Origin of the sequence: Salirhabdus sp. Marseille-P4669, assembly GCF_900240405.1 — a bacterium.
Lineage (GTDB): Bacteria > Bacillota > Bacilli > Bacillales > Alkalibacillaceae > OEQK01.
The window spans coordinates 350,313-368,163 of the sequence record NZ_OEQK01000002.1; the positions used below are offsets into that span (position 1 = coordinate 350,313).

At 36.5% G+C, this 17,851-nt stretch carries 20 protein-coding genes; 18 read left to right on the forward strand and 2 right to left on the reverse strand.

The genetic code is table 11. The annotated features are described in order from the left end of the window. The first annotated feature begins 1 nt into the window (after window position 1). Both gcvPA and gcvPB read left to right on the forward strand, forming a co-directional pair. The gene (gene gcvPA / locus C1A05_RS04795) at window positions 2-1,354 is read left to right on the forward strand and encodes an aminomethyl-transferring glycine dehydrogenase subunit GcvPA (RefSeq protein ID WP_102027047.1); all 1,353 of its coding nucleotides are present in this window, start codon (window positions 2-4) and stop codon (window positions 1,352-1,354) included. Beyond that, on the forward strand, window positions 1,344-2,804 hold the full coding sequence (gene gcvPB / locus C1A05_RS04800; protein ID WP_102027048.1) for an aminomethyl-transferring glycine dehydrogenase subunit GcvPB: 1,461 nt from the start codon (window positions 1,344-1,346) through the stop codon (window positions 2,802-2,804). Before gcvPA ends, gcvPB begins: the two co-directional genes overlap by 11 nt. A 51-nt stretch (window positions 2,805-2,855) precedes the next feature. Here the strand turns inward: gcvPB and C1A05_RS04805 are convergent, their stop codons facing one another. Further along, window positions 2,856-3,239, reverse strand: a complete 384-nt coding sequence (locus C1A05_RS04805) for a rhodanese-like domain-containing protein (RefSeq protein ID WP_102027049.1) — start codon at window positions 3,237-3,239, stop codon at window positions 2,856-2,858. Window positions 3,240-3,705: 466 nt separating this feature from the next. Here C1A05_RS04805 and C1A05_RS04810 point away from each other — a divergent pair, with 466 nt between their 5' ends. From C1A05_RS04810 to C1A05_RS04825, 4 genes are all read left to right on the forward strand, one after another. Beyond that, window positions 3,706-6,267 carry a vitamin B12-dependent ribonucleotide reductase gene (locus C1A05_RS04810; protein ID WP_102027050.1) on the forward strand — a complete coding sequence of 854 codons (2,562 nt, stop codon included), beginning with the start codon at window positions 3,706-3,708 and terminating at the stop codon, window positions 6,265-6,267. A gap of 389 nt (window positions 6,268-6,656) precedes the next feature. Next, window positions 6,657-7,121, forward strand: coding sequence for a divergent PAP2 family protein (locus C1A05_RS04815; protein WP_102027051.1), 465 nt, complete (start codon window positions 6,657-6,659; stop codon window positions 7,119-7,121). 190 nt (window positions 7,122-7,311) lie between these two features. Next, on the forward strand, window positions 7,312-7,743 hold the full coding sequence (mntR, locus tag C1A05_RS04820; RefSeq protein ID WP_102027052.1) for a transcriptional regulator MntR: 432 nt from the start codon (window positions 7,312-7,314) through the stop codon (window positions 7,741-7,743). Window positions 7,744-7,829: 86 nt separating this feature from the next. Continuing rightward, window positions 7,830-8,720 (forward strand): patatin-like phospholipase family protein, encoded by an 891-nt coding sequence (locus tag C1A05_RS04825; protein WP_102027053.1) that lies wholly within the window; start codon window positions 7,830-7,832, stop codon window positions 8,718-8,720. A gap of 15 nt (window positions 8,721-8,735) precedes the next feature. Here C1A05_RS04825 and C1A05_RS04830 read toward each other — a convergent pair whose 3' ends face one another. Beyond that, window positions 8,736-9,119 carry an SA1362 family protein gene (locus C1A05_RS04830; protein ID WP_102027054.1) on the reverse strand — a complete coding sequence of 128 codons (384 nt, stop codon included), beginning with the start codon at window positions 9,117-9,119 and terminating at the stop codon, window positions 8,736-8,738. Between the two features lie 287 nt (window positions 9,120-9,406). On the opposite strand from C1A05_RS04830, the gene C1A05_RS04835 reads away from it, so the two are divergent. The 12 genes from C1A05_RS04835 to C1A05_RS04890 all read left to right on the forward strand — a co-directional run bounded on the left by C1A05_RS04835 (window position 9,407) and on the right by C1A05_RS04890 (window position 17,535). Next, window positions 9,407-9,940: a YqhR family membrane protein gene (locus C1A05_RS04835; protein ID WP_102027055.1), complete on the forward strand. Its 534-nt coding sequence runs from the start codon at window positions 9,407-9,409 to the stop codon at window positions 9,938-9,940. A 68-nt stretch (window positions 9,941-10,008) separates the two neighbouring features. Continuing rightward, window positions 10,009-10,473: a type II 3-dehydroquinate dehydratase gene (aroQ, locus tag C1A05_RS04840; RefSeq protein ID WP_102027056.1), complete on the forward strand. Its 465-nt coding sequence runs from the start codon at window positions 10,009-10,011 to the stop codon at window positions 10,471-10,473. Beyond that, window positions 10,457-11,518 (forward strand): M24 family metallopeptidase, encoded by a 1,062-nt coding sequence (locus C1A05_RS04845; RefSeq protein ID WP_102027365.1) that lies wholly within the window; start codon window positions 10,457-10,459, stop codon window positions 11,516-11,518. The genes aroQ and C1A05_RS04845 overlap by 17 nt, the downstream gene beginning before the upstream one ends. 22 nt (window positions 11,519-11,540) lie before the next feature. Beyond that, window positions 11,541-12,098: an elongation factor P gene (efp, locus tag C1A05_RS04850; protein ID WP_102027057.1), complete on the forward strand. Its 558-nt coding sequence runs from the start codon at window positions 11,541-11,543 to the stop codon at window positions 12,096-12,098. Window positions 12,099-12,307: 209 nt separating this feature from the next. Then, window positions 12,308-13,282 (forward strand): stage III sporulation protein AA, encoded by a 975-nt coding sequence (gene spoIIIAA, locus C1A05_RS04855; protein WP_102027058.1) that lies wholly within the window; start codon window positions 12,308-12,310, stop codon window positions 13,280-13,282. Continuing rightward, window positions 13,227-13,742 carry a stage III sporulation protein SpoIIIAB gene (gene spoIIIAB / locus C1A05_RS04860; RefSeq protein WP_102027059.1) on the forward strand — a complete coding sequence of 172 codons (516 nt, stop codon included), beginning with the start codon at window positions 13,227-13,229 and terminating at the stop codon, window positions 13,740-13,742. The genes spoIIIAA and spoIIIAB overlap by 56 nt, the downstream gene beginning before the upstream one ends. A 46-nt stretch (window positions 13,743-13,788) precedes the next feature. Next, complete coding sequence (gene spoIIIAC / locus C1A05_RS04865) at window positions 13,789-14,010, forward strand: stage III sporulation protein AC (protein WP_102027060.1); 222 nt, start codon at window positions 13,789-13,791, stop codon at window positions 14,008-14,010. 4 nt (window positions 14,011-14,014) lie between these two features. Beyond that, window positions 14,015-14,404, forward strand: a complete 390-nt coding sequence (gene spoIIIAD, locus C1A05_RS04870; RefSeq protein WP_102027061.1) for a stage III sporulation protein AD — start codon at window positions 14,015-14,017, stop codon at window positions 14,402-14,404. A gap of 44 nt (window positions 14,405-14,448) precedes the next feature. After that, window positions 14,449-15,642, forward strand: coding sequence for a stage III sporulation protein AE (spoIIIAE, locus tag C1A05_RS04875; protein ID WP_102027062.1), 1,194 nt, complete (start codon window positions 14,449-14,451; stop codon window positions 15,640-15,642). Window positions 15,643-15,652: 10 nt separating this feature from the next. Next, entirely contained in the window at window positions 15,653-16,264 is a 612-nt protein-coding gene (gene spoIIIAF, locus C1A05_RS04880) for a stage III sporulation protein AF (RefSeq protein ID WP_102027063.1), read from the forward strand. After that, window positions 16,261-16,893: a stage III sporulation protein AG gene (spoIIIAG, locus tag C1A05_RS04885; RefSeq protein WP_102027064.1), complete on the forward strand. Its 633-nt coding sequence runs from the start codon at window positions 16,261-16,263 to the stop codon at window positions 16,891-16,893. Before spoIIIAF ends, spoIIIAG begins: the two co-directional genes overlap by 4 nt. A gap of 21 nt (window positions 16,894-16,914) precedes the next feature. Continuing rightward, window positions 16,915-17,535: a SpoIIIAH-like family protein gene (locus C1A05_RS04890; RefSeq protein ID WP_306373245.1), complete on the forward strand. Its 621-nt coding sequence runs from the start codon at window positions 16,915-16,917 to the stop codon at window positions 17,533-17,535. Window positions 17,536-17,851: the final 316 nt, after the last annotated feature.

Consider the following 17,851-nt stretch of genomic DNA (forward strand, 5'->3'; position numbering starts at 1 on the left):
GATGACTTATCGTTATTTACCAATGACTGATTCAGATAAGCAAGAAATGTTAACTACAATTGGCATACAATCTACGGAAGAACTTTTTCATGATATTCCTGAAAAGGTCCGGTTTAAAGGTAAACTGAATATAAAAAAAGCAGCTAGTGAGCCAGAATTAAAGAAGGAATTACAGCAATTAGCAAGCCAGAACGTAAGCTTAGCAACTCATTCCTCCTTCTTAGGTGCAGGAGTGTATGACCATTATATTCCTTCCATTGTGGATCATGTAATCTCTCGTTCTGAATTTTATACGGCCTACACACCATACCAACCTGAGATATCTCAAGGGGAACTTCAAGCAATCTTTGAATTCCAAACTATGATTTGTGAACTAACAGGAATGGATGTTGCGAACTCTTCTATGTATGATGGTGGTACAGCCTTAGCAGAAGCGGTTAACTTAAGTGCTGGGCAAACGAAACGTAACAAAGTACTGTTGTCCAAAACGGTCCATCCTGAATCTCGAGATGTAATAAAAACATATGGGAAAGGTTTAAACCTAGAAATCGTTGAAATTGATCATAAAAATGGTGTGACAGATATAGAAGCTTTAGCAGAGGCCTTAGATGAAAATACAGCAAGTGTTGTCATCCAATATCAAAACTTCTTTGGTCAAATCGAACCATTAAAAAAAGTGCAGGAGCTACTAAAAGATGTTAAGAAAACGATGTTTATCGTGGCTACAAATCCATTGGCCTTAGGTTACTTGACACCACCAGGAAAATTTGGAGCGGATATCGTTACAGGAGATGCCCAAGTATTCGGTATTCCAGCCCAGTTTGGTGGACCGCACTGTGGATTTTTTGCCACAACGAGCAAATTAATGCGTAAAGTGCCAGGTAGACTAGTAGGACAAACTGTTGATGAAGAAGGTAGAAGGGGATTTGTTTTAACACTACAGGCTAGAGAACAGCATATTCGAAGAGAAAAGGCTACATCAAATATTTGTTCCAATCAAGCTTTAAATGCCTTAGCAGCTAGTGTTGCGATGACTGCGTTAGGTAAAAAGGGTGTACATGAGGTTGCAGTTCAAAATATGCAAAAGTCCCGTTATGCGAAGAAGCAATTTGAAGCAGCAGGATTTCCTGTTGTATTCCAAGGACCATTTTTTAATGAGTTCGTTATTCAGGTAGAAACAAACATCTCTATCGTTAATGAAAAGCTTTTGGAAAAAGGAATTATTGGTGGATATGACTTAGGTCGAGTGGATGACCGTTATCAAAATCATATGCTAATTGCAGTTACCGAGCTCCGTACGAAAGAAGAGATTGATCAATTTGTAAAAGAATTGGGTGATATTGATGGCAAGTAACAAAGACTTTCCAGTTATTTTTGAATTAAGTAAAGAGGGCAGAGTTGGCTATAGTTTACCAGAGCTAGATGTTCCAGAGATGGATTTAACGGAAGGATTAGATGGAGAGTATATACGGACAGAGCTAGCAGATTTACCGGAGGTTAGCGAATTACAAATTATGCGTCATTATACGGCTCTATCGAAAAGAAATCATGGTGTAGATTCCGGATTTTATCCATTGGGATCCTGCACAATGAAATACAATCCAAAAATTAATGAAGATGTAGCACGTTTTACAGGCTTCAGTCATATTCATCCACTCCAAGAGGGGAAAACAGTACAAGGTGCCCTGTATTTGATGCATGACCTACAAACCTCGTTACAAGAAATTACTGGTATGCATCAAGTGACGATACAACCTGCTGCCGGTGCTCATGGAGAGTGGACTGGACTTATGATGATTCGTGCTTATCATGAGCATAATGGAGATATAAATCGAACAAAGGTAATTGTTCCTGATTCAGCTCATGGAACCAATCCTGCATCTGCCACAGTTGCTGGCTTTGAAGCAATCACGGTTAAGTCTGATGAACGTGGTTTAGTAGATTTAGAAGATTTAAAGCGAGTAGTAGGAGATGATACAGCAGCTTTAATGTTAACGAATCCGAATACGTTAGGGTTATTTGAAGAGCATATCATAGAGATGGCACAAATTGTTCATAATGCTGGTGGAAAGCTTTACTATGACGGTGCTAATTTAAATGCTATTTTAGGCTATGCACGACCTGGAGATATGGGATTCGATGTCGTACATTTAAACTTGCATAAAACATTCACAGGACCACATGGTGGCGGTGGACCTGGTTCAGGACCTGTTGGTGTAACAGAGGAGCTAGCAGCATTTTTGCCCAAACCAATTCTTACGAAAAAAGAAGACATGTATGTGTTTGATTATAATCGCCCCCTTTCTATTGGACGTGTTAAACCATATTATGGAAACTTCGGTATTAATGTTAGGGCCTACACCTACATTCGTACGATGGGACCAAAAGGATTAAAACAAGTTAGTGAAAATGCAGTCTTAAATGCAAATTATATGATGAGGAGATTGGAAAAGGAATTTGATCTTCCGTTTACCCAACACTGTAAACATGAATTTGTGTTATCTGGAAAGAGACAGAAAAAACTAGGAGTCCGCACACTAGATATAGCGAAACGATTACTAGATTTTGGGTATCATCCGCCTACTATTTATTTCCCATTAAATGTGGAAGAAGCGATGATGATTGAACCAACAGAAACAGAATCGAAAGAAACATTGGATGAATTCATTGATGTTATGATCCAAATTGCCAAGGAGGCAGAGGAAAATCCGGAAATCGTTCAGGAAGCTCCACATACTACCGTAATAAGTAGATTAGATGAAACGTTAGCAGCAAGGAAGCCAGTTTTAAGGTATCAAAGATAAATATTAAAAACCCTCTTAAGTTAACTTAAGAGGGTTTTGTTATGAAGAGGCTTAGTATCTTTTCTCTTTCTTTTTAATTTTTCCAGTCCATTTTTTGAAGCCGCCTTTTAGCTGATATAAATCTTTACGACCATGTTTATTTAATACGAGTGCAGCTCTTGCACTTCTCGATCCACTTTGACAGTATAAATAAACAGGTTTATCGGCACGCACTTCTACTAAACGGTGTTTTAGCTGTGTTAGGGGAATATTACGAGCCCCTAAAATGTGCCCTGCTTCAAATTCATTTGGTTCTCTAACATCAATTAATTGAGCTTTCCGATAACCAGCTCTAAATTCTTCTTCGGTTAGTGTCTTTAAAACTTTACGTTGTCTTAAGAAACGAACAAGTCCAAAAACAATAATTGCTACTAAAACAATTAGTACGATTTGCATCACGAATCCCCTTTCATCTCCAACACCTACTTATCTATTATAAGAACATTCGCTTTAAGTTTCAAAGAATTTAACAAAAAATTTTATGGTAAATAATGAGTTTTGGCTTATTTTTTTGTTAAAAATTGCCTTAAGGGGCTAATTAACCTATGTTTTCAAGTATTTCTTTATCTCGTTTTTATGCAAACGACAAAATAAGTCAAAATTTGCTGTTATCTATTTCATAGCCTATAAATTCTTTTATTTTCTCTGTTTATTATACTTTTTTGTTTTTGACAAATTCATATCCATTTGTTCCATGACACAATATATAGTATTCAGGAACAAAAAATAATACCATATCTTGATATTTTTTTGTTGTATTCTACTATGGTTATATGATACCTTATTAATAATGACTATCAACATATAGATAGATAACTAGATATTCCTTGAACGGGGCTAGTTTTGGAAAGGGGAGTTTTCATTGACTCAATTAAAGGATGAGCAAAATTTAAAAATTAATGTGGAACGATTAAATCAAGATATTAAATTGTTTCCACAAGTACACCCGATACAATCGGATATGAAAATTTTACATAACGGTGTTTCTCGACTGGTTATGTTAGACAGATATGCATTTAAAGACACAGAAAAGACTACGTTAACAGAAGGGGATTTTGTCGTTCTAACCGTTAAGGATGATCCTAAATTTCCAGCTAGAGGTCTCGGCTTTATAAAATCGATTGATTGGGAAAATAAACAAGCTGAAGTTTTTGTAGAACAAGACTATATTTCAGCCTTAGATAAAGAAGAGGAAATCGAAACTGGAGTTGTAAAACGCTCCTTAGACGTAATCGAAAAGCCACTTGAAATCTATTATGAACAAATTGCAAAGCGTAACGCATCAGGGTTAGCAGCTGTTGAAGAAACGGTGGAAAAGAGAAATGAATGGTTCCAAAAGTTTTACGAACAATTAGCTAGTCTTCATTTTGTGCCAGCAGGAAGAGTATTATATGGAGCTGGAGCAGGAACGGATGTAACCTATTTTAACTGTTATGTTATGCCGTATATTCAAGATTCCAGAGAGGGTATATCGGATCACCGTAAACAGGTTATGGAAATTATGAGTCGTGGTGGAGGAGTAGGAACAAATGGCTCTACTTTACGACCAAGAAATACGCTAGCAAAGGGTGTAAATGGAAAATCGTCTGGCTCGGTATCTTGGTTAGATGATATTGCGAAATTAACCCATTTAGTTGAACAAGGTGGATCACGTAGGGGTGCCCAAATGATTATGCTCGCGGATTGGCACCCAGACATTATCGAATTCATTATCTCTAAAATGCAGAACCCAAGAATTTTGCGTTTCTTAATTGAAAACACAAATGATGAAACGATTAAAAAGCTTGCTCAAGGAAAGCTTAAGTTTACACCACTTACTCAACAAGAAGAAATGATGTATCAAGGAATTGTGAACTATAAAAACATCCCAGGTCTTGGTGGTTTTAACGAGAAAATCATTAAAGAGGCAGAACAAAAGCTACGTGATGGTGGTAATTTTAGTGTTCATAACCCTGAGTTTTTGACTGGAGCAAATATTTCTGTATGTTTAACAAAAGAATTTATGCAGGCTGTTGAAAACGACGATTATTATGAGCTTCGATTCCCTGATGTAGAGAGTTATGATCAAGAAGAGATGAAAGTATATAACGAAGAGTGGCACAATGTTGGCGACGTTCGTGAGTGGGAGCGCCTTGGTCACAACGTACGTGTCTATCGTAAAGTGAAAGCGAAGGAACTATGGAACTTAATAAATGTATGTGCAACGTATTCTGCAGAGCCTGGTATTTTCTTTATTGATAATGCCAATGATATGACGAATGCTAAAGCATACTCACAGCAAGTAGTTGCAACAAACCCTTGTGGAGAACAGCCTTTAGCACCTTACTCTGTTTGTAATTTAGCTGCGATCAACTTAGCCGAAATGGCAGATAAAAAGAGCAAAACCGTTAATCTTGAAAAATTAAAAGAAACTGTACGTGTTGGGGTAAGAATGCAAGATAACGTAATCAATGCTACTCCATATTTCTTAGAAGAGAATAAAAAGCAAGCCTTAGGTGAGCGCCGTGTTGGCTTAGGTGTTATGGGTCTTCATGACTTACTAATTTATTGTGAAACGGTGTATGGATCCGAAGAAGGAAATAAGTTAGTAGATGAAGTATTTGAAACGATTGCAGTGACTGCTTATGAAACTTCTGTTGAATTAGCAAAAGAAAAGGGAAGTTTCCCATTCTTAGTAGGAGATACAGAAGAAGAAACAAATCGATTAAGAGAAGCATTTACGAAAACAGGCTATATGCAAAAAATGCCTCAAAATCTGAAGGAAGCCATTAAAGAATATGGTATTCGCAACTCTCATTTATTAACCGTTGCTCCTACTGGAAGTACTGGTACGATGGTAGGTGTAGCTACTGGATTAGAGCCTTACTTCTCCTTTTCATACTTTAGAAGTGGACGACTAGGCAAATTTATTGAAGTAAAAGCAGATATCGTTCAAGAATATCTAGATAATCATCCAGAAGCAGATCCAAATAACTTACCAGAGTGGTTTGTCTCTGCAATGGAATTAGCTCCAGAAGCTCATGCAGATGTACAGTGTGTCATTCAAAAATGGATTGATAGCTCTATTAGTAAAACAGTTAATGCACCAAAAGGATATACAGTGGAGCAAGTAGAAAAGGTTTATGAACGCTTGTACAAAGGTGGAGCAAAAGGCGGAACCGTTTATGTAGACGGTAGCCGTGACGCTCAAGTTTTAACCTTAAAAGCGGAAGAAAATACGTTCGATGAAGAAAATGATATATCCGAAACGAAAGAGAACAAAGTTGTTTTAGTGGATACGATTCAAGATCTACGTTCTACAGATGTTACAATCGGCTCTGAACTAGGCAATACGTGCCCAGTATGTCGTGAAGGAACAGTAGAAGATTTAGGTGGATGTAATACATGTACAAGCTGTGGTGCACAGTTGAAGTGTGGACTTTAAGTTAAAAAAGTGCGAAATGTGACTTAATAAAGGAAAATTCAAATCATACGATGCTTTTAACAAGTATTGATATTGGTTTGGGTTTTCTTTTTTGTTTAGAGGTCTTGATAATAAATTTGATTTCTTGTTTTCGAGTAATGTAGCATCCCTTTAAGGAACACATTGGAAGTAGAAATCTTATTATTTCTCAACATAAAATAGAAAGGTCTTTTTTATCGAAGTATTCCACCGCAGCGCATCATCAATTAAATGAGCGAGAACAGTGCGTTTTCGTTTATTTCCACTGTTCATACAAAAGGACAAGCAATGCGGCGGGTTCTTTTGTTCAAGAATCAAAAGTTCGAATAAAAGCCCAACATATGTCTAATCTTAAACTTGAGGTGACTTTTATGTTAAATCGAGCGTTATCAACAGCCTTAATAGGAATTGGTGCTGCACAATTTTTAAAAGTACCCGTTTCCTATTTGGAGACCGGTGTTTGGGATTGGAAAAAGCTATTAGGATCTGGTGATATGCCAAGCTCCCACTCATCAGCTGTAACATCACTCACTACGTATGTTGCATTAAAAAACGGTATGGCATCGATTGATTTTGGTGTTAGTAGTATATTTAGTTTAATTGTTATGTATGATGCAATGGGGGTAAGGTGGCATGCAGGTGAAACTGCTATAGCAGTGAACGATATGTATGAGCAATTAGAAAAATTAGCTCATGAACATCCAAATTTCCCTTATAAAAAGCGAAAGAAAGAGCTTAAAGAAGTGATGGGGCATATGCCCATTGAAGTAGCAGGTGGGATAGCGTTAGGGCTTGCCGTTGGGGCTATCAGCTATTTTATTGAAAAAGATAAATAAACCTATAGTGTCAGAGTACTTTCTGGCACTTTTCACTTTTGGCAGATGAGTATAATTCATCTGCTTTTCCCTTTGCGCTTCACAAAGAATTTGTCTGCTGCTCCTTGTCTTGTCACATATTGAAATCTGGTGTATGCTTTTGATAGGTGAAAAAAATTTTCAATGATAAGTGAAGTTTGGAGTGTTACATATGCCGACGCCAAGTATGGAGGATCATATTGAGCAAATCTATCTATTAATAGAGCAAAAAGGCTATGCAAGAGTATCTGATATTGCTGAAGCTCTACAAGTACATCCATCATCCGTAACCAAAATGGTGCAAAAGCTCGATCGTGATGGATATTTAAATTACGAGAAGTATCGAGGCTTAATTCTAACGGCCAAAGGAAAGAAAATCGGAAAGCGTCTTGTTTATCGCCATGAGCTATTGGAGCAGTTTCTAGAGATTATTGGTGTCGAGCAAGAGAATATATATAATGATGTAGAAGGTATTGAACATCATTTAAGCTGGAATGCAATTGATCGTATTGGTGATTTGGTTCAATATTTTGAGGAAAAGCCAGAACGAGTTCAGGAATTAAAAATAGTTCAAGAACAAAATGATAATGATATCAATAAATAAAATTTTTTCATAACCTCCCAACTTAAAGTTCTAAATATAGGATTCTTGCTTATATATTTAGAAACTTATGAAGTGGGAGGTTTTCTATGAAAGTGGATGGGGTATTCTCAGGTGGTGGAGTAAAAGCCCTAGCTTTTATAGGTGCCCTAGAAGCAGTAGAAGAAAAGGGTTTAGGATTTGAGCGGTTAGCAGGCACATCTGCGGGCTCTATCTTTGCAAGTCTAGTTGCTGCAGGTTACACAGCTGATGAACTAAAAGAAATTTTTCTCAAGCTAGATATGTCTTCTTTTATCCAGGAGCCAAAGATTGGCAAAGCTTTTCCTTTTTTAAAGTGGGTTTTATTGTATTTTCGATTAGGCTTATATAAAAGTGAGCCAGTTGAAGAATGGCTAAGAGAGATGCTAGCTGCAAAAGGTATTGAAACATTCGGGGATTTCCCTAAAGGGTACTTGAAAATGATTGGCACGGACGTATCTTTGAATAAGCTCATTGTTTTTCCAGATGATATTGAGAAAATGTATAACATAGAATCGACCTCTTTTTCCGTTGCCAAAGCGGCTACAATTAGTTCTACAATTCCCTTCTTTTTTATTCCTTCCAAAATAACGAATTACATGCATACCAAGTCGGTTTTAGTAGATGGTGGCTTCCTGAGCAATTTTCCGATTTGGTTATTTACGGAACCAGATAAAAAGAAACTTCGGCCAATTTTAGGGATGAAATTAAGTTCTACCTATGAAGATATTAAAGAAAAAGAAGTGGATGGGGCAATTGATTTATATGCATCCATATTTACTACTATGATGAAAGCACATGATGCAAGACATATTTCAAAGACTTTAGATAAAGAGGTTATGTTTATACCAACAGAAGGTATTGAAGCTACTGATTTTGAAATCGACAAGAAATCAAAGCTTCTTCTTATCGATATGGGATATGAGCGCGCAACAAAATTTTTAAAAAAATGGAGTTATTAAAGAAAGATCGAACGTTTAATACAACGCTCGATCTTTCTTTTTATCTTTTTTTCCTTCGATAACTCTTAAATGACTTGCGTTACGCCTTGTTTTTTTACGTACATCTGGTTTCTGCTTATGTGGAGACCTTGCTGCCCGAGCATATTGACTCGTATGATTTACATTACTACCATATTTCTTTTTAGACTGTTTCACTGCCTTTTTATATTTACTTGAAAATCCACTAGCACCAGATTTATTACGTATTATGTAAAAGACAACGAAAAATATAGCTACTATTCCAGCTGTCATTAATAGCCTTGTTAGTAATTCGCCTGGCTTTGTAATAATAATAGTTACAAGACCAAATATCGCGAGTGCAATTAGTACGTAAAATAAAGGATTTACTTTCCTGGACATAGCGGACCTCCTTTCCTATCTAAACCCTTGATTTCGTATTTAAAAGATTACTTAGCAAATATATTATCCATTAAAATGATATTTCCCTTTTTACTAGAAATATATTCATAAAATTTATACTAACGGTATTTTTTACTATTTAGTATATGATGAAACGTGGCTTTTTATCCGTATAAATCATGTATTTCCTTGTATCTAAGCTATATTCTACTAGAAAAATGAACAGAAGTACAACGCCTGCATTTATTAACGATTTTTAGGAAACAGTAAAAAACGGAGGTGTGAATATGGAAAGTAATAGCCAAGATCCAAAATTGGAACAGAATCAAAAAGAAAAACCAATGTCTATACGAAGTAAGTCCTTATTAACAGGTTTTATTGGAGGATTGTTCTGGGCTACGATTGGTTCAATAGCATACTACTTTAATTTTTCAGAAGTTTCCCATGGTTCCTTTATTCTACGTTCCTTTTTTGAAGGGAATTGGACGAATGGACTTCTTGGGGAAATCATCAGTATTGTGATTGTTGGTTTGATTTCTATTCTTATAGCACTTTTATATTATTTGACCTTAAGAAAGAGGCCCGGGATGATTCCAGGTTTCTTATATGGTATAGCTTTATGGGTTATTATAATGTATTTTTTAAATCCTGTATTTAGTGCGGTTCCTACCTTATCGGAGATGGAAAGCACTACCATTGTTTCTACATTATGCTTGTACATTTTATATGGTACCTTTATTGGCTACTCCATTTCATATGAATATGAGGCCGTAAAGAAAGCCGAAGCCAATAAAAAGAAAAGCTCACAAAATGCTAGTTGAATATGATAAACTAGCATTGTATACATAATGTTTTCGCTTTTCTAGAATTTTGGGAGAGGGGAAGAAAAATGAACCGGCTGTTGCTCCTTAATGGCCCTAATTTGAATTTATTGGGGAAAAGAGAACCAGATATTTATGGTCATGAAAGTCTAGAAACGATTGAAGAAGAGATTCGTGAATTGTTGTTAGCTCATAATTGGGGAATGGATGCAATGCAAACCAATCATGAAGGTGAATTAGTAGATGCAATCCAGCAAAGTGATGGGAAATATGATGGAATTATTTTTAATCCGGCTGCATATACCCATACGAGCATTGCGTTACGAGATGCTATTAGTGCAATAGAGGTCCCTGTAATCGAAGTGCATATATCAAACGTACATAGTCGGGAGTCGTTTCGAAGGGAGTCCCTTTTAGCTCCAGTCTGCTGGGGGCAAGTTGTTGGTCTCGGTATGCTTGGATATAAATTGGCAGCCCTAGCATTTCTAGAAAGGGAGAAGAGAGAGGATGGTATCAATGGAAAAGGTAACTAAACTAAGAAAAGCCCTTGAAGAACAAAATGTAGATGGTATTTTAATCACTAGTGAAAAAAATCGTAGATACATAACTGGTTTCACAGGTACAGCAGGTGTTGCGTTGATTACACAAGAGCATGCTGTTTTCATTACAGATTTTCGTTATACAGAGCAAGCGAGTGAGCAAGTAAAAGGCTTTGAAATTGTGGAGCATAAGGTGTTAATTACGAAAGAAGTAGCTAATCAGGTGGAACGTTTGGGAATTAAACGTTTAGGATTTGAAAAAGCGCATGTTACTTATAGTACTTATGAGGCTTATCGTGAACAAGTATCGGCTGAGCTTGTTCCATTAGCGGGAATCATCGAAAAATTAAGGTTGATTAAAACAGATGAAGAAATTAATATATTAAAAGAGGCTTGTCAAATTGCCGATAATGCGTTTGAACATATTCTTGGATTTATCAAGCCTGGAGTAAAAGAAATTGATGTTTCCAATGAACTGGAGTTCTTTATGCGTAAGCAAGGTGCAACGTCATCCTCTTTTGATATTATTGTAGCATCTGGTTTCCGATCAGCGCTTCCACATGGTGTTGCTTCTGATAAAGTAATTGAATCTGGAGAGCTTGTTACGTTAGATTTTGGTGCTTATTATAAAGGGTATTGTTCCGATATTACGAGAACAGTTGCTGTTGGCGAAATAAATGATAAGTTGAAGGATATATACAATACGGTACTAGAAGCACAGTTGCGTGGAGTGGAAGGTTTAAAACCTGGAATTACAGGAATACAAGGAGACGCTTTGACTCGTGATTATATTAAAGAAAAAGGGTATGGGGATTATTTCGGTCATTCTACTGGTCATGGCATTGGGTTAGATGTGCATGAAGGTCCAACCCTTTCCTATCGAGGTGAAGCAAAGCTTGAGCCTGGTATGGTTGTAACAGTTGAACCAGGAATTTATATTCCAAATGTTGGTGGATGCCGTATTGAAGATGATGTTCTAATAACAGAGAATGGATATGAGAAACTAACACATTCATCAAAAGAATTAATAACATTGTGATTGGAAGAAAGGGGCAAGAATTTTGATTTCAGTAAACGATTTTCGTACAGGATTAACAGTTGAACTAGATGGTGATATATGGCAGGTTATTGAATTCCAACATGTAAAGCCAGGTAAAGGTGCAGCGTTTGTTCGAAGTAAATTACGCAACCTACGTAATGGAAATATTTCAGAAAGAACGTTCCGGGCTGGAGAAAAAGTTAGCAAGGCTCACTTAGAAAGAAGGCATATGCAATATTTATATGCTTCTGGTACGATGCACAATTTCATGGATCAAGAAACATTTGAGCAAATTGAATTGCCAGCAGAGCAAATTGAATATGAACTTAAATTTTTGAAAGAGAACATGGAAGTTACTATTCTTGTTTACAATGGAGAAACACTAGGCGTAGAGTTGCCAAACACAGTGGAGCTTGAAGTTGTAGAAACAGAACCAGGAATTAAAGGAGATACAGCTAGTGGTGGTACTAAACCTGCAACAGTTGAAACAGGTTTAGTAGTACAAGTACCTTTCTTCGTTAACGTTGGAGATAAACTAGTAGTAAATACAAGCGATGGGAAATACGTTTCCCGAGCATAATATGAACCCTTAAAAAGACTTTGCCTTACAATAGGTAAAGTCTTTTTTTGTGTTTTCCCTGTTCTTTTAAAAATCCCTCTCTTTCATACGATGCATACGTATAAAAAAATATTACCTCTCTAGTAAACATCTCACTTCATTTGTCATAAATTAGCTTGTACGGCATAGATTTAAAGTAACTATTGTTAATAGAAAAAGGAGGATTACGATTGGAAGAGATAATGAGAATTTTTCCTCCTGTAATGGCAGACAAGCTCCACTCTGAAATTCATAATTGGAACCAAATTGAAGAGATTCGCGTTCGGGTATTACGTCCAATTGAACTTGTGTTTCCTACCTATTCCCGAATGGTAAAAAACATTATTCCTACACCGGAGGATGCACATTTTATTTTAAATCAATTAAGCCAACATTCGATCTACCGATTTGAAGATGAACTTCGGCAAGGATATATCACAATTGAAGGTGGGCATCGGGTTGGGATTTCAGGAAAAGTGAATACAGAAAAAGGTTATGTGAAAGCGATTCGTCATTTAGCTTTTTTTAACGTTCGCATTGCACGACAGGTAAAGCATATTAGCGATCCATATTTACCATTACTATTTCAAAATGGATTTTTAAATACATTATTAATTGGTCCACCCAAATGTGGAAAAACGACTTTTTTACGCGATGCCATACGAAACATTAGTAATGGTTTTCATAACTATCCTCCCTATAAAGTAGGAGTGATAGATGAAAGAAGTGAAATAGCCGCTTGTAAGCATGGTATTCCTCAGCACGATGTAGGTTTAAGAACCGATGTAATGGATGCTTGTCCAAAAGCGGAAGGAATGATGATGATGATTCGCTCTATGTCCCCGGATATCTTGGTTGTTGATGAAATTGGCAGTGATCGAGATGTATCGGCATTAATGGAAGCACTGCATGCCGGAGTGACCGTTATTTGCAGCGTGCATGGAGCAACCATTGAGGAAATTAAGAATCGGCCTTCCTTAAGACCGTTATTTGAACAAAAAGCCTTTAAGCGGTTTATTACTTTTGGCAACAAACCAAAGCCAGGAACCATCCTGTCGGTGTTAGATGAAGATGGACAACCACATAAATATCGGAAAGGGAGTAATGAGCATGAAGTGGATCGGAGCCCTTCTGTTGCTGTCAGCTACAACATACGCGGGATTTGAGTTTTCCAGAAGGTATACAAATCGGCCACGACAAATTAGACAGCTTAAAAATGCACTACAAGTGTTAGAGGCTGAAATTGTGTATGGACAAAGTCCTATACAGGAGGTCTTTTCTCGATTAGCCAAGCAATTACCAAACCCGTTGTCAGACTTCTTCCGTTTACTCAACGAGCGATTAGAGCGTAATCAACAAATTTCTTTATATTACGTCTGGCGTGAGTCGTTAGATGAATTTTGGAATCAAACAGCCATGAAAAAAAGCGAAAAGGAAATATTGGATCAATTTGGACAAACATTAGGTCAACATGATTTTACGCAGCAACAAAAACACATTCATCTTGCTTTATCTCATTTAGATCGAGAATTGGAAAATGCAGAGGAAGAGAAAAGAAAATATAGCCAATTAGCAAGGAATTTAGGAGTCTTAGCAGGATTGTTTTTAGTACTTTTATTTATTTAAGCGGTGACATTACTTTTGTCTATATAGAAGGGAGTCGGCAATCACCATGTTAGGCGACACAAATTTGTTATTTCAAATAGCGGGGATCGGCATTGTTGTAGCAATGATTCATACAGTTTTAAAGCAAATGGGCAAAGAGGATTACGCGCATTGGGTTACTTTAATAGGGTTTATCATTGTCCTGTTAATTGTCGTAAATAACCTTGCTGATTTATTTACTCAGATTCGTTCAGTATTTCTTTTTCAAAGCATAATAGGGGGCTATTAAATATATGGAGATTTTGCATCTTGTCTCCTTTGGTATTCTTGCTGGAATACTAACCATTGTTATTCGTCAACAAAGTGATTCCATCGCATTTTTTATCGTGCTATTCTCGGGCATCATTATCTTCCTTTTTGTCATCCCTTATATAGGTGAAATATTTCGTTTGCTTACAGATTTAACGACGAAAGCCAATATTAACTTTATGTATGTTGGTACGATTTTAAAAATCATCGGGATTGCATATATAGCTGAATTTGGAGCGCAAATCACACGTGATGCCGGGCTTGGCTCCATTGCTTCCAAGATTGAACTAGCAGGAAAAATATTCATACTTGTACTTGCTGTTCCAATTCTAACTGCTGTCGTAGAAACCATTCTAAACTTTATACCGCTATAACAGATAAAATATGAAACTGGTAACTTGGAAGGGAGCATTTTAAGTTGAAAGGTTTAAAGAAAGTAGGATGTATCATTGCTCTTTTCAGTTTTGTCCTGATGGGAAGTTTGCATCTCCATGCAGAGACCGATTCAACAGCAGAAACAACTCCAGAGGATTGGGCAAACGAGCAAATGCAAGGAGAATCATTTGATACGATTGGACAATATTGGGGAAGCGTCACAAATACATATGGTGAGTATTTGCCAGAGCTTACTTCGAAAAGTTTAACAGACTTTGTAAAAGAGGATGCTCCACTGTCCATTTCCAATTGGATGCAAGGACTTGGAAAGTATTTACTTCATGAGCTGTTATTAAATGGAAAGCTATTAGGCTCCTTAATTTTGTTGACCCTTTTTGCGGTCGTTCTACAAACGGTGCAAAATGCCTTTGAATCAAAAACCGTAAATAAAGTTGCTTACGCAGTAATCTATTTAGTGCTTATTACGTTAGCATTATCCAGTTTTAGTTTAGCTGTTTCCTATACGAATAACGCAATAGATGCAATGTCTAACTTTATGATTGCCTTGTTACCTTTAGTATTAAGTATTTTAGCTTCGGTAGGGAGTATTACGTCTGTTGCCTTTTTTCACCCAATTATCCTTTTTCTCATTAATACAAGCGGAGTACTTATCTCTACAATCGTGTTACCATTGTTTTTCTTATCTGCTTTATTACATATTGTTAGCTCATTAAACGATCATTATAAAGCAACACAGTTAGCCAATTTGTTAAAAAATGCAGGACTTGCTATTTTGGGTGTATTTTTAACTATTTTTATCGGAGTCATTGGAATCCAAGGTGCAGCAGCAGCTGTTACCGATGGTGTTGCAGTACGTACAGCAAAATTTGTAACCGGGAACTTTATTCCTGTGATTGGAAGGATGTTTACCGATGCCGCCGATACCGTAATATCCGCATCTATGTTATTGAAAAATACAGTGGGGATTGTTGGAGTAATTATTGTTTTGTCTATTGCTTTATTTCCAGCTATTAAAGTATTTGTAATAGCTGTTATTTATAAAATAGCCGCTGCAATTATCCAACCAATTGGTGGGGGGCCAGTTATTAAAACATTGGATCTAATTAGTAAACATATATTGTATGTTTTTGCAGCTCTTCTCGTTGTTACGATTATGTTTTTTCTTAGTATCGTTATTTTGGTTGCAGCTAGTAATCTAACTGTGATGATGCGTTAGGGGGGAGACAATGGATTTTATTCAGGATTGGGTAGCACAAATTATCATTTTTTTATTAATCGCAATGTTTATTGATTTGTTATTACCTCAATCGGCAATGCAAAAATATGTTAAATTTGCGATTGGTTTAATTCTAGTACTCATTTTCCTTCAGCCATTGTTCCAATTATTTAATACAGACGCTAGTCGATTGGTCGAAAACTCCTTATCTATTAGTGAAAATGAACTAGATGAAATAAAAAATCAAATAGAAAATGAGAAAAGTGAAATACAAGCCTCCCAACGTGCATATATATTAAACCAGACAGTTGTCCAATTAAAAGAACAAGCTGAAGGGGAGTTGATAGATAAGTATGGAGTAGCGATAAAAGATATAACATTCACCTTTTTAGAAGAAAATGAAGAACTGAACTGGGAAAATGTTGAATCACTATCCGTTGAGCTAATGAAAGAAGAACTGTCAAATGGTGGTAGTGAAGTAGAGAACGTGGTCATCGACTTCAATCAAGAATCAACTGATGAAGATCTACCATTAGAACAAATCCAAGATGATTTAGCCTCCTTCTGGGAGATATCAAAAAACAAAATAAACCTCATTTGGGAAGGAGGGGAAACTACATGAAAAAGTTTTGGTCTCTATTAAAACTAAAAAAAGATGAAAATGGTAAACCAACATTTCTTTCCTATGTAATTATTCTAGGATTAGTAGGACTTCTCATTATTTTAGTAAGCGACATTTTTCAAAAGGATAGTCCTGAATTGGAAATTAATCCAAACATCACGCAACATACACAAGAGGTTAAAAAGGAATCAAACAGTAGTACTACTGTTACCCAGGATGATAAGTTAGCTGTCATCAACCAGATGGAATCGGATTACGAACAACAACTGAAAGCAATGTTAGAAAAACTAAATGGAGTTTCTGATGTAGACATTATGGTGAACTTAGATGCAACGAGCTTGAAAGTTTATGAGAAGAACATCATTGAAAGTCAGCAAACAACGAATGAGACAGATCAAAATGGAGGAGAGAGGGAGATCCAAGAGGTTTCCGAGGAGAGACAAACTGTTGTCATTCGTAACAATAATCAAGAATCGCCACTGTTAATTCAGATAAAGAAACCAGAAGTGAGTGGCGTTATGGTAGTGGCATCTGGTCTGGAAAATGTAGAAGCCAAGCAAATGGTGATAGAAGCAGTTTCCAGAGTACTAGATGTACCTACTCATAGAGTTACAGCAAATCCTAAATAAATTTTGAGGAGGAATATGATTATGATGTTAAAAAAACAAACGGTATGGTTATTAACAATGCTAAGCTTACTTATTGTACTTAGTGTATACTACATGACTTCCCCAGGTGGAGATCAAGTAGCGCTAGTGGATGTAGAGGATAAGGAGCAATCAGAAGTAACGAATACAGAAGGCTCCATTGAAACCAATATTACAGAAGGAATGGAAAGTATTGAGACAGATGCAGAGGGTAACCCTATTTCTTCCACTTCTACAGATGAACTGTTTACACAATTACGCTTAGATCTTCAAGACACGAGAAGCAAGATGAAAGAGCAGTATGAAAATATTGTTGCTTCAAGCGACGCCTCTGTACAAGAAAAGCAAGAAGCAATGGACGCAATGACGAAATTAGACGAATTAGATTATAAAGAAGGTTTGCTAGAAAAAGTAATACAATCAGAAAATAATTATTCCGATGTTTTTGTACGAGCTGAGGAGGATATTGTACATGTAACTGTTAAAGCAGAAAAAGAGTCTAAAGAAGAAGCATTAAATATTATGCAAATGGTGCGAGATGAGTTTGGGGATGTGCCTGCAGATGTTAAGTTCCAGATTGAGGGGTCTTCTGAAACTACAGACGAAGAGCAAGCAGAAGAATAATGGAAAGCGAAAAAACCTTGTCGTAAATCACGACAAGGTTTTTTCGTATTCTGTTAAGGTATTATGGGATATTAAAGGAGGAAACGATTGGAGTTAAGGGCGACAACAGAAAAAATTCCATTTTCTATTTGTGATATAGCAGGAGATACACAATGGATTATGGAATATTTCTATGTAGTACGATTTAAAGTTGAAGTTTACTAGTAACTTGTAATAAAATAATTAATAGGTGTTATTAGCACCTGTTATTAAATTAGAGATTTCTATAAGTTTATTATGAACACAGAGGGTTATACGAGTATGAAATGCTAGACCG